Raw genomic sequence first — 930 nt, forward strand, 5'->3', positions numbered from 1 at the left:
TAATTGTTGCTTCGATATATTTCCAATTACCTCCAGTACTGGCTATCGTGTACCAACCAGGAAGATTGCAATTACCAAAAGCAGTAGAGCCACGGGAATAAATTTGTATGTTTTGATCTCCAATAATCCTAATACCTGAAACAGGAGCATACAAATTGTAGATATAATTACCCTCACTGATTGCATTAGTATTAGAATTTCTTTCTTTGGCGTAGTAAGAAATTTTTACAGGAGTGCAATCTGGATTGTTTGCAGATTTACAAGTAATTGTTAGTGGTGGCTTAGTGCTTTTAACCTCAAAGGCTTTTCCATTCTTAGTTAAAGTTACGATTGCCACACTATCGGTAGTTGAACAATAGCTAGACATAAACTAAAAATTGTTAGGGTTTATAGATTGCGAAATATCGGGATTGTTAAACTCGTCCAACGGATAATCAAAAAAATGTAGCCAGTAAGTAGACATTCTTTGACCGTCGTCAATATCGACTCCTGAAAACAGGAAATCAATTTTTACTAGATTTAGACGATTGATTAAGCAATTAAGGAATAATGCAGAAAGTATCCCTTCTGGCGTGAGATTAGCACCAATGTCACCCTTTCTAACAATTAAAGCTGTAGCATTCTCTTGATAATTCTCACCAAACAAGGCTTGCTTAAGGGTAATTTGTCGAATAGCCTTGAGGCGGTAAAAGTAGCACTTTAAAGAAATAGTCAATTGCACAAAACCGTTGTATTTATAGTTAAAGCAATTGACTTTCAACTGACACGAAGAATAGCGGTTGTAGGAATACATTTAAGCAATCCTTATGCCTAATCCTCCAGTCACGTTACTGAGGACTAGATATTCTTGCGATGAGTTCAGCGGGGCTACTATTGATAGTCGTGTCTGTCCATTAAACGCTCCTATCGCTAGGTCTTCAGATGTCGCGC

The 930-nt window shown here is 37.2% G+C and carries 2 protein-coding genes; both read right to left on the reverse strand.

The genetic code is table 11. From position 1 onward, the window contains the following. Nucleotides 1-367, reverse strand: a 367-nt coding sequence (locus ACM0OY_RS40465) for a hypothetical protein (protein WP_414574311.1), incomplete at its 3' end; no start/stop codon positions are given. A 3-nt stretch (nucleotides 368-370) separates the two neighbouring features. Next, on the reverse strand, nucleotides 371-793 hold the full coding sequence (locus ACM0OY_RS40470) for a hypothetical protein (protein ID WP_414574312.1): 423 nt from the start codon (nucleotides 791-793) through the stop codon (nucleotides 371-373). Nucleotides 794-930 lie beyond the last annotated feature (137 nt).

Origin of the sequence: Nostoc sp. CCY 9925, assembly GCF_963920935.1 — a bacterium.
In the GTDB taxonomy this organism is placed as follows: Bacteria; Cyanobacteriota; Cyanobacteriia; order Cyanobacteriales; family Nostocaceae; genus Nostoc.